At 63.7% G+C, this 21761-nt stretch carries 19 protein-coding genes; 10 read left to right on the top strand and 9 right to left on the bottom strand.

Annotation, left to right across the window (positions count from 1 at the left end; genetic code table 11):
* Positions 1-3: 3 nt before the first annotated feature.
* From QQM37_RS03055 to QQM37_RS03080, 6 genes are all read right to left on the bottom strand, one after another.
* The gene (locus QQM37_RS03055) at positions 4-321 is read right to left on the bottom strand and encodes a metal-sulfur cluster assembly factor (protein WP_285724892.1); all 318 of its coding nucleotides are present in this window, start codon (positions 319-321) and stop codon (positions 4-6) included.
* An 18-nt stretch (positions 322-339) separates the two neighbouring features.
* The gene (sufC, locus tag QQM37_RS03060; protein ID WP_285724894.1) at positions 340-1116 is read right to left on the bottom strand and encodes a Fe-S cluster assembly ATPase SufC; all 777 of its coding nucleotides are present in this window, start codon (positions 1114-1116) and stop codon (positions 340-342) included.
* A gap of 74 nt (positions 1117-1190) precedes the next feature.
* Entirely contained in the window at positions 1191-1529 is a 339-nt protein-coding gene (locus tag QQM37_RS03065) for a non-heme iron oxygenase ferredoxin subunit (RefSeq protein ID WP_285724896.1), read from the bottom strand.
* Positions 1530-2735, bottom strand: a complete 1206-nt coding sequence (gene sufD, locus QQM37_RS03070) for a Fe-S cluster assembly protein SufD (protein WP_285725408.1) — start codon at positions 2733-2735, stop codon at positions 1530-1532.
* A gap of 60 nt (positions 2736-2795) precedes the next feature.
* Positions 2796-4259 (bottom strand): Fe-S cluster assembly protein SufB, encoded by a 1464-nt coding sequence (sufB, locus tag QQM37_RS03075; protein ID WP_285724898.1) that lies wholly within the window; start codon positions 4257-4259, stop codon positions 2796-2798.
* Entirely contained in the window at positions 4256-4942 is a 687-nt protein-coding gene (locus QQM37_RS03080; RefSeq protein ID WP_337250234.1) for a helix-turn-helix transcriptional regulator, read from the bottom strand. The genes sufB and QQM37_RS03080 overlap by 4 nt, the downstream gene beginning before the upstream one ends.
* 6 nt (positions 4943-4948) lie before the next feature.
* Between QQM37_RS03080 and QQM37_RS03085 the strand changes: the two genes are divergently transcribed.
* On the top strand, positions 4949-5128 hold the full coding sequence (locus QQM37_RS03085; protein WP_285725423.1) for a hypothetical protein: 180 nt from the start codon (positions 4949-4951) through the stop codon (positions 5126-5128).
* Between the two features lie 59 nt (positions 5129-5187).
* On the opposite strand, the gene QQM37_RS03090 is transcribed toward QQM37_RS03085, so the two are convergent.
* Positions 5188-7215 carry a penicillin-binding transpeptidase domain-containing protein gene (locus QQM37_RS03090; RefSeq protein WP_285724900.1) on the bottom strand — a complete coding sequence of 676 codons (2028 nt, stop codon included), beginning with the start codon at positions 7213-7215 and terminating at the stop codon, positions 5188-5190.
* 61 nt (positions 7216-7276) lie between these two features.
* Between QQM37_RS03090 and QQM37_RS03095 the strand changes: the two genes are divergently transcribed.
* From QQM37_RS03095 to QQM37_RS03105, 3 genes are read left to right on the top strand one after another with little or no spacing between them, the layout of a single operon-like run.
* Positions 7277-8293, top strand: coding sequence for an ABC transporter ATP-binding protein (locus QQM37_RS03095; RefSeq protein ID WP_285724902.1), 1017 nt, complete (start codon positions 7277-7279; stop codon positions 8291-8293).
* A complete protein-coding gene (locus tag QQM37_RS03100) occupies positions 8293-9069 on the top strand; it encodes an ABC transporter permease (protein WP_285725409.1) in 777 nt (258 codons plus the stop codon). The genes QQM37_RS03095 and QQM37_RS03100 overlap by 1 nt, the downstream gene beginning before the upstream one ends.
* Before the next feature lie 13 nt (positions 9070-9082).
* Entirely contained in the window at positions 9083-10030 is a 948-nt protein-coding gene (locus QQM37_RS03105) for a COX15/CtaA family protein (protein WP_285724904.1), read from the top strand.
* A gap of 169 nt (positions 10031-10199) precedes the next feature.
* On the opposite strand, the gene QQM37_RS03110 is transcribed toward QQM37_RS03105, so the two are convergent.
* The gene (locus QQM37_RS03110; protein WP_285725410.1) at positions 10200-11111 is read right to left on the bottom strand and encodes a heme o synthase; all 912 of its coding nucleotides are present in this window, start codon (positions 11109-11111) and stop codon (positions 10200-10202) included.
* A 571-nt stretch (positions 11112-11682) separates the two neighbouring features.
* Here QQM37_RS03110 and QQM37_RS03115 point away from each other — a divergent pair.
* Positions 11683-12684, top strand: a complete 1002-nt coding sequence (locus tag QQM37_RS03115; protein ID WP_285724906.1) for a hypothetical protein — start codon at positions 11683-11685, stop codon at positions 12682-12684.
* Between the two features lie 444 nt (positions 12685-13128).
* Here the strand turns inward: QQM37_RS03115 and QQM37_RS03120 are convergent, their stop codons facing one another.
* Entirely contained in the window at positions 13129-14145 is a 1017-nt protein-coding gene (locus QQM37_RS03120) for a phosphotransferase (protein WP_285724908.1), read from the bottom strand.
* Positions 14146-14289: 144 nt separating this feature from the next.
* Between QQM37_RS03120 and tkt the strand changes: the two genes are divergently transcribed.
* The 5 genes from tkt to QQM37_RS03145 all read left to right on the top strand — a co-directional run bounded on the left by tkt (position 14290) and on the right by QQM37_RS03145 (position 21761).
* Complete coding sequence (tkt, locus tag QQM37_RS03125; protein ID WP_285724910.1) at positions 14290-16407, top strand: transketolase; 2118 nt, start codon at positions 14290-14292, stop codon at positions 16405-16407.
* Between the two features lie 75 nt (positions 16408-16482).
* Positions 16483-17607 (top strand): transaldolase, encoded by a 1125-nt coding sequence (tal, locus tag QQM37_RS03130; protein WP_285724911.1) that lies wholly within the window; start codon positions 16483-16485, stop codon positions 17605-17607.
* Between the two features lie 5 nt (positions 17608-17612).
* On the top strand, positions 17613-19244 hold the full coding sequence (locus QQM37_RS03135) for a glucose-6-phosphate isomerase (protein ID WP_285724913.1): 1632 nt from the start codon (positions 17613-17615) through the stop codon (positions 19242-19244).
* A 4-nt stretch (positions 19245-19248) separates the two neighbouring features.
* Positions 19249-20799: a glucose-6-phosphate dehydrogenase gene (gene zwf, locus QQM37_RS03140; RefSeq protein ID WP_285724915.1), complete on the top strand. Its 1551-nt coding sequence runs from the start codon at positions 19249-19251 to the stop codon at positions 20797-20799.
* The gene (locus tag QQM37_RS03145; protein WP_285724917.1) at positions 20796-21761 is read left to right on the top strand and encodes a glucose-6-phosphate dehydrogenase assembly protein OpcA; all 966 of its coding nucleotides are present in this window, start codon (positions 20796-20798) and stop codon (positions 21759-21761) included. The genes zwf and QQM37_RS03145 overlap by 4 nt, the downstream gene beginning before the upstream one ends.

Here is a 21761-nt window from a genome sequence, read left to right on the forward strand (position 1 = left end):
GACTCAGATGTTGAAGCCGAGGGCTCGCATCTGATCGCGGCCGTCTTCGGTGATCCGCTCGGGACCCCACGGCGGCATCCAGACCCAGTTGATCCGCCACTCATCCACCAGGGTGCCCAGCGCGCGCGCCACCTGTTCCTCGATGTCATCCTGCAACGGGCAGGCCGCAGTGGTCAGCGTCATGTCCAGGAGCAGAGCGCCGTCCTCGGCATAGCCCAGGCCGTACAACAGGCCCAGGTCCACCACATTGACACCCAGCTCAGGGTCGATGACGTCCTTGAGCGCTTCCTCCAGCACGGGCAGTTCAGTCACGGTGCTCATACGATTCCTCCAGGGATCCTAGACTTCGATCGTAGCCGCCGGAGCAGCAGCCAGGAAGCGGTCGTAGCCTTCTTCTTCCAGGCGATCGGCCAGCTCCGGGCCACCTTCTTCAGCAACCTTGCCGTCCACAAAAACGTGAACGAATTCAGGCTTGATGTAGCGCAGGATGCGCGTGTAGTGCGTGATCAGAAGGGTACCCATGTTCCCTTCCTCCTGCGCCCGGTTGACGCCCTCGGAGACAATCTTCAGGGCGTCCACATCGAGGCCCGAATCGGTCTCGTCGAGGATCGCGAACTTCGGCGCAAAGAGCTCCAGCTGCAGGATCTCGTGGCGCTTCTTCTCGCCACCGGAGAAACCCTCGTTGACATTGCGCTGGGCAAAATCCGGGTCGATGCGCAGCTGAGCCATGGCCGCCTTGACGTCCTTGGTCCAGGTACGCAGCGCGGGAGCTTCGCCGTCGATGGCGGTCTTGGCGGTCCGCAGGAAGTTACTCATGGTCACGCCCGGGATCTCCACCGGGTACTGCATGGCCAGGAACAGGCCGGCGCGGGCACGCTCGTCCACACTCATCGCCAGCACATCGGCGCCATCGAGCGTGATTGAGCCGGAATCCACGATGTACCGGGGGTGCCCAGCAATGGTGGAGGCCAGGGTGGACTTGCCGGAGCCGTTGGGGCCCATGATGGCGTGCGTCTCACCCGTTTTGATGGTCAGGCTCACGCCTTTGAGAATTTCCTTGGTGCCCTGCTCCGTCTCAATGCTGACGTGCAGATCCTTGATTTCCAGAGTCGACATATCTTGTTCTCTCGTTTCTTCTTTCGCATTCACATCGTTCACCGTGTGCCGCCCTCACGCGGACTGCGGCTGAATTATTCGGGCTCCACGCCATTGAGGACGATTGAGGTATCCACATAGACCTTGTCGTCCTGGACGCTCAATGCGAAGACTGGAACGGGTTCATAGGCTGGCAGAGTCAGTGGTTCACCGGTCACCAGATCGAAGGTGGAGCCGTGTGCCCAGCATTCGATGGTGCAGCCCTCCACCTCCCCTTCGCTCAATGAGATGTCCGCGTGGGAGCAGGTGTCCCCGATCGCATGCAGAGCACCTTCGGAGTCCCGGACGATGGCGACGGGGATATCCCCCAGTTCCACCCGGATGGCGCTCTTGAGCGCCACCTCGTCGGGACGGCAGACAAACTCCGCTGCCATCTAGAGTGCCTCTGAAGCGTTGAGCTCTTCCTCGAGAGCCTCAGCGAGTTCTTCTTCGAGAGCCGGCACCTGCATCTTCTGCAGAATCTCGTGGAGGTACCCACGCACCACCAGGCGACGTGCCACATCCTCCGGGATGCCGCGGGCCTGCAGATAGAACAGGTGCTCATCATCAAAACGCCCGGTGGAACTGGCGTGCCCGGCGCCCTCAATCAGGCCGGTCTCGATCTCCAGATTAGGGACCGAATCGGCACGCGCGCCGTCGGTGAGAATCAGGTTCTGGTTCTTCTCGTAGCTGTCGGTGCCCAGCGCCTGCTTCTGGATCAGCACATCGCCCACCCAGACGGTGTGTGCACCGGCACCCTGCAGAGCACCCTTGTAGAGCACGTTGGACTTGGCGTTGGCCACGTTGTGGTCCACGAAGGTCCGGTGCTCCAGGTGCTGGCCGGCATCGGCGTAGTACAGCCCGAACAGCTCGACCTCACCTCCGATATCGGCGTACCGGGCATTCACGTTCAGGCGCACCAGAGCACCGCCAAGGGTGACCGCGACGTGCTTGAAATTCGCGTCCTTACCCACCAGAACATCGTGCTGACCGGCGTGCACTGCGTCATTCGCCCAGCGCTGAGTCGAGACAAAGGTCACCTCGGAACCGGCACCGGCGTTGATGGAGAGCAGCTCCGAATACTCGGCGGAACCCTGATGATCGACGACGATGACGGCCTTCGCGTTCTCACCGATGGTGAACACCACGTGGCCGAAGGCTGGTGCGCCGCCAGCACCCCGCAGCGTGATCTTGACCGGCTCGGTCAGCTCCAGATTCGCAGGAATCGTCACCGTGACGGCGCCCTGGGAGTTCACCAGTGCGGCCGCGGCAGCCCGGTCGGCCGGCGCTGCCGAGACAAGCTCCCGCGCTCCGTCGGCATCGACCGAATCGATCACCACGCCTTCGGGAACCGACGTCTCCCAGCTCAGCTGCTCGGACGTTCCCGTTTCCGGGCTCGTCAGGGCAAACAGCCGCGCCAGCTTCTTCACCGGGGTGAAACGCCATTCCTCTTCCAGACCGGTCGGCAGAGCGAAATCGTCGATCGAGAAGCTGGTCAGCCGCTCGGCCCGGGACGCCATGACAGTGGTGTCCCCCGTCGAACCGTGGCTGTGGTGTTTGTCCACCTTCGAAGCGAGCAGGGTCTCCCCCTCCTCGCTCATTCCGGCGATGGCCACACGAGCCCCACCCTGTACCGCCTGGTCATTCACTAGCTCGCTCACTTAGCCCACAGAGCCTTCCATTTGCAGTTCGATGAGCCGGTTGAGCTCGAGTGCGTATTCCATCGGCAGTTCGCGTGCGATCGGTTCAATGAAGCCGCGCACGATCATCGCCATCGCCTCGTCCTCCCGCATGCCCCGGCTCATCAGGTAGAACAGCTGCTCTTCGCTGACACGGGAGACCGTCGCCTCGTGCCCCATCGACACATCGTCTTCGCGGATGTCCACGTAAGGGTAGGTGTCGGAGCGGGAGATGGTGTCCACCAGCAGGGCATCGCAGCGCACCGTATTGGCCGCGTGATGCGCGCCTTCCCGGATCTGCACCAGACCACGGTAGGCGGCCCGTCCGCCACCGCGGGCGACAGACTTGGAGATGATCGAGGACTTGGTGTTCGGCGCAATGTGCACCATCTTCGATCCGGTGTCCTGATGCTGACCTTCACCGGCAAAGGCGATCGAGAGCGTCTCGCCCTTGGCGTGCTCGCCGACCAGGTACACCGCGGGGTACTTCATGGTCACCTTGGAACCGATGTTGCCATCGATCCACTCCATGGTGGCGCCCTCGTGTGCGATGGCGCGCTTGGTCACCAGGTTGTAGACGTTGTTGGACCAGTTCTGGATGGTGGTGTAGCGAACGCGGGCGTTCTTCTTCACCACGATCTCCACTACCGCCGAATGCAGCGAATCCGAGGTGTAGATCGGGGCCGTGCAGCCTTCGATGTAATGCACATAGGAGCCCTCATCGGCGATGATCAGCGTGCGCTCAAACTGACCCATGTTCTCGGTATTGATCCGGAAATAGGCCTGCAGGGGGATCTCAACGTGCACGCCCGGAGGCACATAGACGAAGGATCCGCCAGACCAGACGGCGGTGTTCAGTGAGGCAAATTTGTTGTCCCCCACCGGGATGATGGTGCCGAAGTACTCCTGGAAGATCTCCGGGTGCTCCTTGAGCGCCGTGTCCGTGTCCAGGAAGATCACACCCTGCTGTTCCAGGTCTTCGCGGATCTGGTGGTACACCACCTCAGATTCATACTGCGCAGCGACGCCGGCCACCAGACGGTTGCGCTCGGCTTCCGGAATACCCAGCTTCTCGTAGGTATTGCGGATGTCATCCGGCAGTTCCTCCCAGGAACCGGCCTGCTTCTCGGTGGAGCGGACAAAGTACTTGATGTTATCGAAGTCGATGCCGGAGAGGTCGGCACCCCAGTTCGGCATCGGCTTGCGGTCGAAGTACTTCAGGCCCTTCAGACGCAGATCCAGCATCCATTCGGGCTCGCCCTTTTTGGCGGAGATATCGCGGACGACCTCTTCGCTCAGCCCACGCCGTGCGTTGGCACCGACGTCGTTCTTATCCGACCAGCCGAAAGCATAGTTGCCGATGCCCTCAAGCTCTGGATTCCTCTCAAGAATGTCCGTGATGACTGTGTCACCACCATCAACACCATTGGTCAGTTGATCCGTCATGAGTTCCCTGCCTCCTTCGCGGTTGTCCGCAGCTCGTTGGATGTCGTGTGGTCCGACCCGGGCATGACGCCCAGCCTGCCGGTGGGAATATGGGTGGTGCAGACGTGGCCTCCGCTGGCCAGTGTGGACAACCGCCTCACGTCCACGCCCAGCATGCGCGTGAAAGCTGCGGTCTCCGCCTCGCAGAACTCGGGGTGCTCCGCGGCCAGCGCCAGCACCGGGCAATGCCCCTGGCAGAGCTGAACAGCCCGCATGGGCCCCTGTGCGACGGGTCGTTGGCGTGAATCGGGGGCACTGGAGGAGGCAATATAGCCGTCCTCACTCAATGCCTCAGAAAGCACTCGCGCACGCTGGGCAATATCGGTGCCCGCCTGGGCGAACCGCGGCGCGTAGCGCTCCTCCATCGCCGCAAAACGGCGGGTGGCGAAGTCTTTCATCGCTTCCTCGCCCTCCCGGGCGACGAGCTCCCGCAAGGCCAGCTGGGCCACTTCCAGATAGTCGTTACCCAGCACGGACTGGCCCTGAGTGGAGAGAACGTAGCGTCTCGCCGGGCGGCCAGCACCCTGCCCGGAACCACGGACCAGTTTGACTTCCACCACTCCAGCCTTTTCCAGATAGTCCAGATGGCGGCGGATGGCAGCGGGAGTAAGTCCCAGGAGGGTCCCGAGCTGTGCTGCGCTCACCGGTCCATGTTCGACGACGGCAGAGCGCACCCGATCGCGAGTGCGGTCTTCACCCTCGGCTGGTATCTCAGCGTGGTGGGCATCAACAGGCCGCAACTCGGATTCACGGACCTCGCCGGAGTGCCGGACAGCAACAAGCGCCGACGCTGCTCCGGCGCCTTGCTCTACCGACTTATCCGACACTGAATACACAACACAATCATGTCTTAATACATTCCGTCTGACTAGTAAGGGCAGCCTCTGTGCTAGCCCTGTGCGGCCACGCCGTTGAGGAATTTTGTCAGGATCGGACCGCTGGTCAGCGCACCATACCCACCGTCCTCCACAAAAACCGCCACCGCCAGGTCCCCCTGAGCGGCGATCAGCCAGGCGTGAGTCTTAGGCGGGACCTCATTCCCATACTCGGCCGTACCGGTTTTGGCGATCACCGCGCCGCCAGGAAGATTCTTCAGAAAGGGTGCGCCGCCGTCGTTGACCACCGCACCCATCAAGTCCTTCAGAGAGGCGGCCTCAGCAGCCGTCAGCGGAGCAGGCGGGCTCTGCTGCGCGGTGGCACTCGAGCTGGAAGAAGCGCTGGCCGCCGCTCCGGACGGCGTGGCGCTGCTGCTGGTACTGGGGCCTGCACTCGAGCTGGACGTGCCACTGGCAGCAGCGGCCTGGCCGGGCTTCGGCGTGGACTTATCCACCAGCCAAGGCGCCACCAGTGAACCGTGCGAAACGGTGGCAGCTACATTCGCCATCCCGAGTGGTGACACCAGAACTTTGCCCTGGCCGATCATCGAGGCCGCATGCTCGGCATCGGTCACCGTGGTGGGGACGCTGCCGTCAAAACTGTCGGTGCCGATATCCTGGGCAACGCCGATGCCCAGACTGGCCGCAGCCGCGGTGATGTCATTCTGGCTCAGAGTTCCGGCGCTGGCCACAAAGGCGGTATTGCAGGAGTGAGCAAAAGCGAGCCGCAGCGGGATCTGCCCTTCATTGCTGGCCGAATACTCGGGAGCGTTCTTGAACACCGTGCCGCCCGCGGTCACCGAGGCGGTGCATGCCACCGTGCTGTCCGGCGTCAAGCCCTTGCGCAGCAATCCCAGGGAGGTGGCAGTCTTGAAGGTTGAGCCTGGAGCATACTGACCAAGAAAAGCCGTGTTGTAGCCCTTGCTCGCCGGGCCGGAAGCGGCCGCCACAATGGCCCCGGTCGATGGGCGCAACGCCACGATCGCCGAGGGCGAAGTGGTGCTCTGGAGCAGTGATTCCGCCAGAGTCTGCATATTGATATTCAGCGTGGTCTTGAGATTGCCGCCGGTTTTCGGGTCGGTGGTGAACAGCGTGCGCGGTGCCTGACCGGCCGGAGCTGCTGGGTCCTTCTCCACCAGCACCACCCCGTTAGTACCACTGAGCAGGTCGTTGTACTGGGCCTGCAGACCCGCCAGTCCAGTGAGCTCGCCCTGTTTGAGCTTGCCGCCGGACTTCTGGATCTGCTCCGCGCTGGGCTCCCCCACCGAACCCAGAATGGGTCGGGCAAAATCCCGGCTGGGAGCCAGCGGCAGTGTGTCCTTGATGGCGACGGCACCGGTTACGGCGGCAATCTGCGCGTCATTAGGGGTGCGTGCGGCATCGTCGCGAAGCGTCACCGCCTCCACGAAGGCCTGCGGACCCGAGGCGGCGACCTGTTTGGCGTAGGCATCCGGGTCCAGCTGAGCCAGAGCCGCCAACGCTCGCGCCGAGGCATCCTGGGCGGCCGCATCGACCCTGGTCTTGTCGATGCCCACATGGACCACCGGCCGGTCCTGCACGATGGCCTGACCGCCATCGCCGAGGATCTGGCCTCTGGGTGCCTGCCGGGTGGTCAGCGCCAGGACGTCCCCGTCCTTGAAACCGGGCAACAACAACTGCAGCGACCAGGGCGTCGACCAGACGCCGTTGCTCCTGCTCAGGGCTGCGGTGGTGGGGTAGGTCCACGGAACCCCGGCCAGATCCCAGGTGACATTCAGTTGTGCCGTGGCGGAGTCCTTGGAGTCAGAGGAGACCTTGACATCGCCGACTGCGACGGCCGGTCTGATGCCATTGAGTGGCTTCAGCAGTGCCGTCAGGGCGGTATTCGCCTGAGCCGGGGTGCCACCGCTGAGCGAGACCGCACTGAGGTCGGCCGAGCTCAGGCCATCGGCCAGTTTCACGGCGGCATCGTGCGCGCTGTTGTCCGGCGCCTGGCAGGCAGAAACGCCCAGCGCGGTCAGAGTGGTCACCAGCAGAATCGGCAGTATTCGCGAAAGGCGCATGAGCCTCAGTATGTCAGCAGGCTCCGACAGTCAGTCGTACTACATGTCGTAGAATAGCTGGGTGCCCACCGCCCCCGCCCTGCAAGTTGTTGGCCTGGTCAAAGACGTTGGACCGGTCCCCGCGCTCGATGGGCGGATGAAACGGGTGGTCAGCGATGTCTCCCTGACCGCGAATTTTGGCGAAGTCACGGTGTTGCTCGGCTCCAACGGGGCGGGCAAGACCACCACTCTGGAATGCGTCCAGGGCCTCACCTCACGCCAGGGTGGAACGGTCACTCTGCTGGGCCAGGACCCTGAACACGCCGATGCCGAACTCAGAGCCCGCGTGGGCGTCATGCTTCAGGACGGCGGCCTGCCCCCTGCCATGCGCCCGCTGGCACTGCTGCATCATGTGGCCGGTATGTACCGCAATCCCTGGCCGGTGGAGGATCTGGCGCAGCTCCTCCAGCTGAACGATTTTGACCGGACCACGATTCGCCGACTCTCCGGCGGGCAGCGCCAGCGTGTCGCACTGGCCGCCGCACTGCTGGGCCGGCCAGAGATCGTCTTCCTCGATGAGCCCAGCGCGGGCCTCGACCCCCAGTCCCGTCAATTGGTCCTGGATCTGATCCGACGGCTGCGCGATGAAGGAATGGCCATCGTCCTGACCACTCACCTGCTCGATGACGCCCAGCGGCTGGCGGATCAGGTGTACATCATCGATCAGGGACGCACCGTCGCCCAGGGCACGGTGCCTGATCTGCTGGCCGCAGCCGCCCGCTCCGAGGAAACCAGGACCCTCTCCTTCGATCTGCCCTCCACTCCGAACGAAACAGCGGCCGTGCTGGCGGCGATGCGGCGCTCCGGCCTCCGGCTCGAGGAACCACAGCCTGGCCATTTCACTCTCCAGGGAAAGATCGGCCCTCACGACCTGGCCGAGTTGACCTCCTGGTGGCTCGCTGAAGGGCTCATGCCCACCTCGCTCGCACTGTCGGAGCCCACGCTGGAAGAGGTGTTCCTGCAGATCGCCACCCATCGTTCACCCGAGGGGCCGGGATCAGATCCGAATGCCTCGATGGACCCTCAAGGAGCTTCATGATGACCCCGTCAGCTCCCGCAGAGACCGGCTCCACTCTCCGTGCGGCCTCGCTGGCCACCCGGATTGCCCGCCAGGCGCGCTTTGAGAGTCTGACCATGCTGCGCAACGGCGAGCAGTTGGTCCTGGCCATCGTCTTGCCTCTTCTGGGTCTGGTGGCACTGGTAGTCACTCCCCTGCTGGACGGCCTCGGCGGCAGCCGGATCAACGTGGCAACCCCGGGTATCCTGGCGCTCTGCGCCCTGTCCACGGCCTTCACCGGACAAGGCATCGCGACCGGCTTCGACCGCCGCTACGGGGTGCTGAGATTCCTTTCAACCACACCGCTGGGCAAGACCGGCCTCATCGCGGGCAAGGTCATCGCCGTCCTCGTGGTGCTGGCGCTACAGGTTGTGGTGATCAGCGTGGTGGCCGGTTTCCTGGGATGGCAGCCTCAGCCCGGCGGCGTCCTCCTCGGCCTTCCGCTGCTCATCCTGGGGGCGTTAAGTTTCGCCTCACTCGGCCTGCTGGTTGCCGGGACGCTTCGCCCCGAAGCCACCCTGGCGGTGACCAACCTATTGTGGATTCTGTTCGGTGCGCTCGGCGGCATCGCACTCCCCTCCAGTCAGGCGCCAGGGCTGATGCGCGATGTTGTGCACTTCCTACCCTCGGGCGCGCTCGGCGATGCTCTCCGGGCTGCCTTCGTGGAAGGAAGGTTCGATCTGTGGGGTTTTGTGGTGCTGCTGGTCTGGGCGGTTCTGGCCACGCTGGGCGCGATTAAATGGTTCCGCTGGAGTTGAGGAAGAGTTTGCGATGAGTTCCACCGAAAAATCCGGTTTTGCAGGCCGGTTCAGGTCGCTGGTCACCGAGCTGGCAGCCAAACTGCCTACCAGCATCACCCCCACGATTCGCCGGCTGGCCGTCGCCTCGCTGATTGGCCAGAGTGTGCTGATCGGCACCGGGGGTGCCGTTCGGCTCACGGCCTCTGGCCTGGGCTGCCCCACCTGGCCCAAATGCACTGCAGGTTCGCTGGTCAACACCCCCGAGATGGGCATTCACGGCATCATCGAGTTCGGCAACCGGACACTGACCTTCGTGTTAGCCGTGGTCGCGGCCCTCATGCTGGTGTGCCTGTGGAATCTGCGCAAGGAACGCAAGGACATGTTCTGGCTCGCCTTCGGCCTGCTCGCCAGCATCCCGGCCCAGGCCGTCATCGGCGGCATCACCGTGCTGAGCAACCTCAACCCCTGGGTGGTGGGCCTTCACTTCCTGGTCTCCGCAGCTCTGGTGGTCTTTTCGATGCTGCTGGTCAACCGCGCCTATGACCGGCCGTTCGCGGGCCAGCCGGCGGTGCGCCCGCTGTTGAAGCAGCTCAGCCTGGTGGCCGCCATCCTGGTCGGTCTGGCCGTGATGCTGGGAGTGAGCGTCACCGGTGCGGGCCCGCATGCCGGCGATGCGCAGGCTCCGCGTAATGGCCTTGACCCGGATCTGATCACCCGGATCCACGTGCTTCCGGTCTATCTGCTCGTGGCCGTCACCGTTCTTCTGGTGGCGCTGTGCTGGCGTCGGGGCCGGGCGGACCAACTGCGCGCTGCCACGCTGTGGCTGCTGGCCGCCGTCGTGGTGCAGGCCGTCATCGGCTACACCCAGCACTTCACCGGCCTTCCGCCGCTTCTGGTGGGGATGCATATGGTAGGGGCTGCCGCCTTGCTGGCCGCCGGGACGAACATCGCAGACGTCGCCCTGCGCGGACGCCGCTGAGCTCGCCGTTAGATCAGGCCTTTGATGCTGTGGAACCTTGTCAAGGTTCTAAGCATTTAGCTGCCCCCTGAGCCAGGAATTCGCTGAATTCGCGGGGGGCTGTCCATGCGATCTACTCAGTAAGTGCTTAAAACCTCGACGCTGCCGAGGCCGAACCGGTAGCGCGGGATCAGCCCATCAACGGCAGCCCGATGAATGGATCCACCGCAAGCGCCAGGAACAGCAGGGTCAGGTAACTGATGGAGCCGTGGAAGACCTTCATGGCGCCCTTATTGGTCACCGTGTTGTGCTGCGCCGTGGAGTGCAGCTGGTGGGCCTGTACCAGGAACCACACCCCGGCACCCACGGCAACGGCCGTGTAGACGATGCCGGCGTGGCCAAGCGGGATCATCAGCAACGAGCACACCACCATGGCCCAGGCGTAGAGCACCACCTGCACAGAGACGATTCGCGCTCCCGCCACAGCACCGAGCATCGGCACCTTGGCGGCAGTGTAATCCTCGCTGTATCGCATGGACAGCGGCCAGTAGTGCGGCGGCGTCCAGAGGAAGATCACCATGAAGAGGATGACGGCGGGCCACTGCACGGTGTTCGTCACCGCAGCCCAGGCAATCAGCACGGGCATGCACCCAGCGGCGCCGCCCCAGACGATGTTCTGGGCTGTACGGCGCTTGAGCACCAGCGTGTAGATGACCACGTAGAAAAAAATCGCCAGGGCGCCCAGCAGTCCCGCCAGCGGGTTGGCGCCGAACCACAGAATCGCGATAGCGATGATTCCCAGGGTCCAGGAAAACACCAGCGCCTCGCGCGGGCTCACCGCTCCGGTGACCAGCGGCCGGTTGGAGGTACGGTGCATCACCTTGTCAATGTCACGGTCGATATAACAGTTGAAGGCACCCGCCGAGCCCGCAGCAAAGGCTCCACCGATCATGGTGGCCAGAATCAGCCAGATGTCAGGGAATGACCGGCCAGCAAAGATCATGGTGGGCAGCGTGGTGACCAGCAGAAGTTCGATGACGCGCGGCTTGGTCAGCGCAAAGTAGGCCTTAGCTTTGGCTCGGAAGCCCAGGGGTACGCGCACAGAAGCGAGGTTCTGGACCTGGTCCCCGCTGTGCTGTGGATCCAGCAGCTCCGAAGTGGTCCCCTGCTCAGGTGTGGCTACCTGCTTTGGCGTTGTACGCACCGTTACCTTTTTCCCTGACTGTTATCGCGCCCCTGCCGGGCGCCCCCCTGAGAACTCACTTCTGACACGATCGGTCATCGGTTCGGCCCAGTGACATTCCTGCCCTATTCTACCCAACTGAATTCTACGCAGCTGAAAATTCAGTCGGGTAGACCTCCTCGACCGAGGATCCACTGAGTGTCTCGGTAAGACAAGGTGTCTCAGTCGATCGTGGCCAGCGACCTGTGTTCGCTGGCCACGGCGTTATTGTCCATCCACTCGGGCATCTGCGCCCTACCTGACAGCCCCGCTGGCATTCCCTTAACAGTTGTCCAGACGAGGTGGAGGCAGGCCTTGTAGCGTTGAAACCCAGACACCATTTTTCACTTGGCAGTTCATCCGATGCACGTTCCGGGATCTCCAGAAATGAGGTTCAGCTAGAGCACCACCAGATTCCGCTCTCCTCTCCGCCACCAGGAAGGTCCCAATCATGATGGTTTCCAGACCGATCATCATCCTGTCCTCAGTAGCAGCAATTGCCCTCGCTGCTGGATTCGCTCAGCCCGCGAATGCCGCCGAGAATCGACCAGCAGCCTCCGTTCAGCAATCCCTTGGCTTGCAGGCCAAGGAAGCAGATCCCCTCTCGATCGTCATGCAGGCTGCACATCTGACTGGCAACGACTCACTGTATCCAATGCGGTTGGCAAGCCGCACAGCTGCTGCCGACGGCTCTTCCGACTCGTCATCTACGTCGTTGGATGCCACAACTGGCACGGTCGCCCTCCAGTCTTCCTCGGGGCGGAAACTTACCCTAAGGTCCTCCACACCAGGCGTCTCTTATCACGGCATAAACTCAAACGGAGTGGTCGGACTTTCAGGCAAAGCGAACAGCGGATTCGATGTGGTGCTTGCCCACTCCTCGAATACGCATGCCGCTGGCTACGTGGTGATTGGCTCGGATTCGGCGCCAACGGAATACGAATTCTCAATAGAAGTTGACGGGACCCCGGCAGGGCTGAAAATCCTCAACGATGGAAAGGTTGAGGTCACCGACCTCTCCGGAAACATGGTGAATATCGTCAATCCGGCGTGGGCGCTAGACGCCAAGGGACACGCGGTACCCTCCCTCTATACACTCCGCGACGGCCACCTCGTGCAAGTGGTTCAGCATTCTTCGACAAACTCATACCCCGTGACAGCAGACCCGGAACTTGCCTGCGATTGGCTGTTCTGCACGATGGAATGGAACCGAGACGAGACCGCTTACATCAAAAATGGCGGCTTCAACACCATACTGACTGCGGTCACCGGCGGATGCGCGGCATTCAACTGGGCAGTCGGATTTGCCTGCGGACTCGATCTCGCAATCGCTCTGAGTGTGGCTACGGACGCTTACAATCGCGGCGAATGTTTTGGGATTCGAAGAAATATTCCCGGAGGAATTCTCGGCGCAACTTTCCCCGTAAGCTACTCAGGTGGAAACTGTCATTAACCGGACAATGGTTTTCTACGATATTTGGAGCGCGCCATGAGGTTACAGATCGCACCGGTCGCTGTTATTTCCGTCTTCATAGCTGTCGCTACTTTAGTTGTTCCCTTGAGTTTCATCGAGGAACAGCCCTGGTGGAGCCCTGTCTTCTTTGTCGGAGCGGTGATAGTCATTGTCGCGACTAGCGCATGGCAACACAGGTTGAGGAAGGAAGGTACCCCCGGCCAACCAACAGCACAGGAGAACAGGACCAGTGCGGCCGCAGGAACGTGCCTGGCCTTGGTGATAGGACTAGCGCTTGCCGCCTTCTTCTTTGCGGCTTCTCCGGACGTGCGCTGGCTTTGTCTAGCGCTGGGCTCACTCCAGCTGTGTGCGGTAGGAGCACTTCTCATTTATGGCTTCACCCTGCGTCATCGATCGACGTAGCCCGGCGGTTGACCAGCGGAACTACCAGTCGGTCCGTTCACGCAGCCAGGCCAGAATCGCTTCGCCCTGACGCTGTTGGAAGGATCGCAGGGTGGGCAGACCTTCCGGGGCTGGCAGCCGGGCCGCGTCAACAAGGTAGGCGGCCAGACCCGCCAGTACGGCACTGACGCCATCGTCCGTGGCCGGAGCAAAGACCGGGTGCGAAGCCAGCACCTCCTCCACGTCAAAGGCGGGATCAAAGACGCGCACATTCACCAGCAAGGTCAGTGCATCCATCCAGGACACACCGTGGCAAGCCCACGGCCAGTCGACCAGAACCGCACGGTCCGCCTGCTGCACCCCTCCTGCGGAGCCAGCAGCATCAGCGTCTGCAATCAGCAGAATATTGTCGGCCCGCACATCGGTGTGCACCAGCGATTCCCCTGGCAGGTAGCTCAGTCCACGAGCTGCGAGTTCTTCCAGCCGGTCCAGATGCCGGGCCGCCCACGGGTCAGAGACCGGGAAGGACGCTTCCTTGAGCCGGGTCCACCCCGCGAAGGACTCCCGGAGTTCCTCCTCCAGGCGAGGCAGCTGGGTAAGTCCCCGCTGGAAAACCGACCCGACCGGGACGGGTGCTTCGGCAATCTCCAGAAGTGCCTCAAGGACCAGCTGCAGCTCGGCGCTCTGCCATGGAGTCTGCGGGGAGCGACCCTCGATGTCCTCGAGCACCAACGCCACCCACTCGCCGTCATCGAACATCCCGATCCAGTGCGCCACCGGGAGGCTGAGCGGCAGCTGGGCAGTCACGGCCGCTTCCTTCCGGTGAATCTCCGGAGAGCTGGAGTTCAGGGCGGCGCTGACCGCTTTGACAAAGGCACGTCGCCCCGTGGCGGTCCGTACCCGGTCTGCCGTTCCCGGAGAAAATCCGCCCTGCTGACCCGTAGCCTCCACCACCGACGCGCCCAGAATCTGCTCGACGCCGGAGCGGACCTGCTCCGGTAGATCGGACCAGCCGATGCGGGCGCTCCAGGGTGTCAGCTCGGTCGTTGGCATAGGCATATCTCTCATTATTTCTCCTCATGTCCGGTAGCGGATACTTCTGTGACGCGCATCGCGGTGGCCGGTTCGATAGCACCATGGGTGAAGGCACTAAGCTGATTGCGGGCCAGGACTCTACGATCACTACAGAGAGGGCGCTCTACCGTGCCGCAAGAACAAGAATTTACGTGGACCGCTGAAGACCGACGCGCTGTCGACACCGTGCGCGTGCTGGCTGCTGACGCAGTGCAGAAGGTTGGAAACGGTCACCCGGGAACCGCTATCAGCCTGGCACCAGCTGCCTACCTGATCTTCCAGAAGTTGCTCCGCCACGATCCCACGGATCCGCTGTGGGCCGGTCGTGACCGCTTCATCCTCTCCCCCGGACACAGCTCGCTGACGCTGTACATCCAGCTCTTCCTCTCTGGTTACGGTCTGGAATTGAGCGACCTCGAGGGCCTGCGCACCTGGGGGTCGCTGACTCCCGGTCACCCCGAGTACAAGCACACCAGGGGTGTGGAGATCACCACCGGTCCGCTCGGCCAGGGTCTCGCCTCCTCCGTGGGCTTCGCCTACTCGCAGCGCCGGATGCGCGGAATGTTCGACGCCGACGCACCCGCCGGCACGAGCCCCTTCGACCACAACATCTGGGTCATCGCCTCCGATGGCGACCTCCAGGAAGGCGTGACGAGCGAGGCCTCCTCGCTCGCCGGGCACCAGCAGTTGGGCAACCTGGTCGTGCTGTACGACCAGAACCACATCTCGATCGAAGACGATACCGATATCGCCTACTCCGAGGACGTCCTTAAGCGCTACGAGGCGTACGGCTGGCACGTGCAGCGCGTGGACTGGACCGCCACCGGTGAATACGTCGAAGACGTGGCAGCCCTGTACAACGCCCTGATCGCGGCGAAGGCAGAGACCAGCAAGCCTTCCATCATCGCCCTGCGCACCATCATCGGCTGGCCTTCGCCGACCAAGCAGAATACCGGCAAGATCCATGGCTCCGCTCTGGGTGCCGAGGAACTCGCGGCCCTCAAGACGGTCCTGGGTTTTGACCCGGAGAAGTCCTTCGACGTCGATGACGCCGTGCTGGCTCACGCCCGCCAGGTCGTCGAGCGCGGGGTGGAGGAACACGCCGCCTGGAATGTCCAGCTGGACGCCTGGAAGGCCGCTCACCCCGACCGCGCCGAGCTTCTGGCGCGCCTGGACGCCGGTACCCTGCCGGAGGACTGGACCGCCAGCCTGCCCGAGTTCGAGGCAGGCAAGGCCGTCTCCACCCGCGCGGCTTCCGGCAAGGTCATCAACGCCGTCGCGCCGGTGCTGCCGGAACTCTGGGGTGGCTCCTGCGACCTCGCCGAGTCGAACAACACCACGATTGAAGGCGCTCCGTCCTTCATTCCCGCAGAGCGCCAGACCAGCTCCTGGAGCGGAAACCCCTATGGGCGCGTGCTGCACTTCGGCATCCGAGAGCATGCTGCGGCCGCCATCGTCAACGGCATCCACCTGGACGGGCCGACCCGCGCTTTCTCCGGCACCTTCCTGATCTTCTCCGACTACCAGCGCCCGGCGATCCGGCTCAGCGCGCTGATGGGCGTGCCCAGCATCTACGTCTGGACGCACGACTCCATCGGCCTGGGTGAGGACGGCCCGACGCACCAGCCGGTGGAGCAACTGGCCAGCCTGCGCGCCATCCCGGGGCTCGACGTCGTGCGCCCCGGTGATGCCAATGAGGTCGCTCAGGCCTGGCGTGGCATTCTGGAGAACCGTCAGAACCCGGCCGGCATCGTGCTGACCCGTCAGAACATCCCCACCTACGCCCGCGGCGCCGGTGGGGCCACCGCCACTGAGTTCGGCTCTGCCGAGGGTGTGCTGCGTGGCGGCTACGTTCTGGCTGAGGCCGTTCGCGATGGCGAGGTGGTCACCGCTGATGTGCTGCTGATCGCCACCGGTTCCGAGGTTCAGCTGGCTGTCGAGGCCCGCGAAGCCCTCGCTGAACAGGGCATCGCCGCCCGCGTGATCTCGATGCCCTCGGTCGAGTGGTTCCACCGCCAGGACGCCGAGTACCGTGAGTCGGTTCTGCCGGCAGCCATCAAGGCGCGCGTCTCGGTCGAAGCCGGTATCGCCATGCCCTGGCGGGAATTCCTCGGTGACGCAGGCCGTTCCATTTCACTGGAACACTTCGGCGCATCCGCCGACTACCTGCGCCTTTACCGCGAGTTCGGCATCACCGCGGAGGCCGTGGCCGACGCAGCCCAGGAATCCATCAACGCAGCATCCTGAACCAGGCACAAGGACCCGCACTGTTCTGACAGGCGGGTCCTTGTCACTGGTTCATCCATCGAAGGAGAGCAAGCAATGACCACCCCCACCCAGGCCCTCTCGGACGCCGGAGTTTCCATCTGGCTCGATGACCTTTCCCGTGACCGCCTCACCAGTGGCAATCTGGTGGAGCTCATCGAGACCAAGAACGTCGTTGGTGTGACCACCAACCCCTCCATTTTCCAGGCCGCCATCACCAAGGGCTCCGCCTACAACGAGCAGATCGCCGCGCTGGCCGCCGAGGGCGCCGATGTCGAAGAGGCTGTCTTCGCCATCACCACCCAGGACGTCGCCAACGCCTGTGACGTCTTCGCCCCTATCGCCGCGGCGACGAACGGTGTTGACGGCCGGGTCTCCATCGAGGTCGACCCCCGTAAGGCCTGGGACACGGCCGGCACCATCGCCGAGGCCGCTCGCCTCTACGCTGCCGTGGACAAATCCAATGTGCACATCAAGATCCCCGCGACCATCGAGGGCCTCGAAGCCATCACCGAGACCCTGGCGGCCGGCATCAGCGTCAACGTCACCCTGATCTTCTCGTTGGAGCGCTACCGCGCCGTGATCAATGCCTTCCTGCTGGGTCTGGAGAAGGCGAAGGCCAACGGCCACGATCTGTCCACCATTCACTCGGTGGCCTCCTTCTTCGTCTCCCGTGTGGACACCGAGATCGACAAACGGCTCGACGCGATCGGCACCGAGGAGGCCAAGGCACTCAAGGGCAAGGCTGGCGTCGCCAATGCCCGCCTGGCCTACCAGGTGTTCGAGGAGCAGTTCTCCACCGAGCGCTGGGCCCTGCTGGCCGAGGCCGGCGCCCTGCCGCAGCGTCCGCTCTGGGCCTCCACGGGCGTCAAGGATCCGGCCTACCCGGACACCCTGTACGTCACCGAGCTGGTGGCCCCGCAAGAGGTGAACACTATGCCGGAGAAGACGCTCGATGCCGTCTTCGACCACGGCGTGATCACCGGGAACACGATCGACGGCACCTATGAGGAGTCGAACGCCGTGCTGGATGCGCTCGACGCCATCGGCATTTCCTACAACGACGTGGTCGCGGTTCTGGAAACCGAAGGTCTGGACAAGTTCGTCAGCAGCTGGAAAGAACTGCTGGCTGACCTGCAGGCCGCTCTGGACAACGCCCGCACCGCAGCAGAAGGAGCCTGATACCCATGACCAGCCTGTCCTATCTGGCCACCGGTGCCGCTGAGGCTGCTGCCGCTGCTCATGTCCCGGCCCTGGTCGCGGATCAGATTGCCTCGAGGATCTTCGCCAAGGACGCCACCCTGTGGGGCCTCGCGGCCGAGTCCGAGTCGGCAATCCGCCTCGGCTGGGTCGAGGCCGCCGAGGTCTCGGCGCCTCTGGTCCCCCAGATCGCGGCCCTGCGCGAGGCCTTTCTGGCCGAGGGCGTGAACCACATTGTGCTCGCCGGCATGGGTGGTTCCTCTCTGGCTCCCGAGGTCATCACCGCAACCGCCGGGGTTGAGCTCACGGTCCTGGACTCGACCGACCCCGATCAGGTACGTGCCGCCATCGCAGACCGACTCGCTGAGTCCGCATTGGTGGTCTCCTCAAAATCGGGCTCCACGCTGGAAACGGATTCTCAGCGTCGGATCTTTGAGCAGGAGTTCACTGCTGCCGGCATCGATGCGAAGAGCCGCATCGTGGTGGTGACCGATCCCGGTTCGCCGCTCGACGCCTTCGCCCGTGAGGCCGGCTACCGTGCGGTGTTCAACGCCGACCCGAATGTGGGCGGCCGTTACTCTGCGCTGACCGCTTTCGGCCTGGTGCCTTCGGGCCTCGCGGGTGTGGACATCCAGGCGCTCCTCGATGCTGCCGATGAGGCTGCTGAGGTGCTTCGCGATGATGCCGAGGACAATATCGGCCTCGAGCTCGGCAGTGCCCTGGGTGGCACCTCCCCGCTGCGGAACAAGATCGTGATCGTCGACGAGGGCTCCGGCATCGTGGGCTTTGCGGACTGGGCCGAGCAGCTCATTGCTGAGTCGACGGGCAAGGACAGCACCGGCCTTCTGCCGGTCGTGGCCGATCCCGGCTCCCCCGAGGTGATCAACCAGCCCGATGACGTCCTCGTCGTCCGGCTGGTGGCCTCTGATGCCGAGGTGGAGGCTGGCCCAAACCAGGTCGTCCTCTCCGGCGATCTGGGCTCGCAGCTCATGCTCTGGGAGTTCGCCACGGCGGTGGCAGGTCGTCTGCTGGGCATCAACCCCTTCGACCAGCCCGATGTCGAAGCTGCGAAGGTCGCTGCACGCGGCTTGTTGGACGCCCGCCCCGAGCCAGTGTCCGCGGCCTTCACCGATGGCGTGATCGAGGTCCGTGCTCTGCCCGAAGGTTCCGACTGGCTGGGTTCAGCCAGCACGGTCCCTGAGGCGCTGGAGGCGCTCTTCGCCCAGTTGGGCGCCGACGGCTACCTGAGCGTTCAAGCATACTTCGACCGGATCGGGTACGCCTCCTTTGCCGAGATCCGCGACAGCCTGGCCGCTGAGACCGGTCGGCCGGTCACCTTCGGCTGGGGACCGCGGTTCCTGCACTCGACCGGACAGTTCCACAAGGGCGGCCCCGGCATCGGCGTTTATCTGCAGATCACCGCCGCACCGGCAGAGGACCTGCAGATCCCCGATCGCCCGTTCAGCTTCGGGCAGCTCATTGAAGCCCAGGCCGCAGGCGATGCCCAGGTGCTGGCCGCTCATGGCCGTCCGGTGCTGCGTCTGCACCTGACCGACCGGGCGGCGGGCGTCGCCGCACTCGAATCGGTGATCGTCTCACTGCCGAAAGCAGGGAACTGAATTCATGCCTGACACTCTGAAGTCTTCTGTGCGACACGCAAACCCCTTGCGTGACCCACGGGATCGCAGACTATCCCGTGTCGCCGGGCCTTCGTCGTTGGTCATCTTCGGTGTCACCGGCGATCTCGCGCGAAAAAAACTCATGCCAGCCGTCTACGATCTGGCTAACCGGGGTCTGCTCCCGCCGAGTTTCGCGCTCGTCGGTTTCGCCCGGCGCCAGTGGGAGAACGAGGACTTCGCGCAGGAGGTCAAGGAGTCCGTCCAGGCGTATTCCCGGACCCCTTTCGACGAAACGGTCTGGAACCAGCTGGCCGAGGGCATCCGTTTTGTCCAGGGCGAATTTGACGACGATGCCGCGTTCGAGGAGCTCAAGCGCACCCTGGAGGCCCTGGATGCCGAGCGCGGCACGCGGGGGAACCATGCGTTCTACCTCTCGATCCCACCGAAGGCCTTCGAACTCGTCTGCCGCCAGCTCTCGGCGCACGGACTGGCACAGTCCACGCCGGGAGCTTGGCGACGGGTGGTCATCGAGAAGCCTTTCGGGCATGATCTGGAATCCGCCCGTGAGCTCAATAATGTGGTCGAATCCGTCTTTCCGCCCGATTCGGTGTTCCGGATCGATCACTATCTGGGCAAGGAAACGGTGCAGAACCTGTTGGCGCTGCGCTTTGCCAATCAGCTCTTTGAACCGATCTGGAACGCCAATTATGTTGATCACGTGCAGATCACCATGGCGGAGGACATCGGCACCGGTGGCCGTGCAGGCTACTACGACGGCGTGGGTGCTGCCCGCGACGTGATCCAGAATCACCTGCTCCAGTTGCTGGCGCTCACCGCGATGGAGGAGCCCATCTCCTTCAATGCAGAAGATCTGCGTGCCGAAAAGGAGAAGGTTCTGGCGGCTGTCAAGCTGCCGAAGGACCTGTCGCAACACTCGGCCCGCGGGCAGTTCACCGGTGGTTGGCAAGGTGGCGAGGAGGTTCTCGGCTACCTGGATGAGGACGGTATTCCGGCCGATTCCAACACCGAGACCTACGCAGCAATCCGGCTCGACATCAACACCCGGCGCTGGGCTGGCGTGCCGTTCTATCTGCGCACCGGCAAACGTCTGGGGCGTCGCGTCACGGAGATCGCCGTCGTCTTCAAAAAGGCACCCAATCTCCTCTTCACCGACTACAGCGGCGATGAGTTCGGCCAGAACGCCGTGGTGATCCGGGTACAGCCTGACGAGGGCGTGACCATCCGTTTCGGCTCCAAGGTCCCTGGCACCCAGATGGAGGTGCGGGATGTGACGATGGACTTCGGCTACGGCCACGCCTTCACCGAGAGCAGCCCTGAAGCCTATGAGCGACTGATTCTCGACGTCCTGCTGGGTGAGCCCCCGTTGTTTCCCCGGCATCAGGAAGTGGAGCTGTCGTGGAAGATTTTGGATCCCTTCGAGGAGTTCTGGGCCACTGAGGATGCCCGGCCGGAGCCATATGCCCCGGGCAGTTGGGGCCCAGCCTCGGCCGATGAACTCCTGGCACGGGATGGACGAAGCTGGAGAAGGCCATGATTGTCGAGCTACCGAATACCACCACCTCCAAGGTCTCCAAGGAGATCCAGGCCATGCGGGAGCAGGGCGGCGTCGTCGCCCTGGGCCGCGTACTGACCCTGGTGGTCCTGACCAAAAAGGGCTACGAGGAGGAGGCCATCGAGGCCGCCAACCTGGCCAGCCGCGAACACCCCTGCCGGATCATTGTGCTGGCTGAGGGTGAGGAGGACGAGCAGACTCATCTGGACGCCCAGATCCGGGTGGGCGGGGATGCCGGAGCCTCGGAGGTCGTGGTGCTCTACGGCTATGGTGAGCTCTCCCGGCAGAGCGAGTCCCTCGTCTCCGCCCTGTTGCTGCCCGACGCCCCGGTGGTGGCCTGGTGGCCTCATGGTGTGCCGGAGGATGCAGCACAGACCTCGATCGGGCGCATCGCTCACCGCAGGATCACGGACTCAGCCAATGAGGCCAACCCCCGGGCCGCGCTGGAACATCTCGGCCAGACCTATTCCGCCGGTGACACCGACCTGGCCTGGACGCGCCTGACCAACTGGCGTATTCAGCTGGCAGCGGCGTTCGATCAGTTGGACAATGAGCCGGTGACCGGGCTGTTTGTCGAAGGTGCGAGCGACTCCCCGTCCACCCTGCTTCTGGCGGCCTGGCTGCAGCGCGCCCTGCAGGTACCCACCACGGTGCTCGAAGATCCCGCGGGGACCGGCATCCGCCGTGTGATTCTGGAGCGGGCCAGCGGCTCGGTGGAGCTGTACCGCCCGGGTGTTCTGGAGGCGACTCTGACGCAACCGGGGCAGCCCGTGCAACACATTTCTCTCCCCCGTCGTTCGCTGCAAGACTGTCTCTCGGAGGAGTTGCGACGACTGGATCCTGATGAGGTCTTCGGCGAGGTGATCACCGAAGGTCTGCCGGAGCTGCTGGCCACCGCGACCCACGGCGAACTAGCAAGCGTGTCCGTCCGGGAAGGGGACTGA

This window comes from Psychromicrobium xiongbiense (genome assembly GCF_030271165.1).
Classification (GTDB): Bacteria; Actinomycetota; Actinomycetes; order Actinomycetales; family Micrococcaceae; genus Renibacterium; species Renibacterium xiongbiense.